The following is a 474-nucleotide window of genomic DNA, read 5'->3' as shown; positions in this document are numbered from 1 at the left end:
GGTAAGTATGTTGACCGTAACGGTAACGTTGTGGATTACCAGACTGGCCCGATTATCTGGGGTGAACCAGGCACTAACGGTCAGCACGCGTTCTACCAGCTGATCCACCAGGGAACCAAAATGGTACCGTGCGATTTCATCGCCCCGGCTATCACCCATAACCCGCTCTCTGATCACCACCAGAAACTGCTGTCTAACTTCTTCGCCCAGACCGAAGCGCTGGCGTTTGGTAAATCCCGCGAAGTGGTTGAGCAGGAATATCGCGATCAGGGTAAAGATCCGGCAACGCTTGACTACGTTGTGCCGTTCAAAGTGTTCGAAGGTAACCGCCCGACCAACTCCATCCTGCTGCGCGAAATCACTCCGTTCAGCCTGGGTGCGTTGATTGCGCTGTATGAGCACAAAATCTTTACTCAGGGCGTGATCCTGAACATCTTTACCTTCGACCAGTGGGGCGTGGAGTTGGGTAAACAA

1 protein-coding gene is annotated in these 474 nt (G+C 53.2%); it reads left to right on the top strand.

The features are described 5' to 3' along the window. The coding region (locus tag ACTD9P_RS29775) for a phosphoglucose isomerase-related protein (RefSeq protein WP_498371985.1) at positions 1-474 on the top strand (474 nt) is incomplete at both ends.

It is taken from the genome of Pseudomonas onubensis, from assembly GCF_965653655.1.
GTDB lineage: Bacteria > Pseudomonadota > Gammaproteobacteria > Pseudomonadales > Pseudomonadaceae > Aquipseudomonas.
This window is presented reverse-complemented; position numbering and strand designations above follow the sequence as displayed.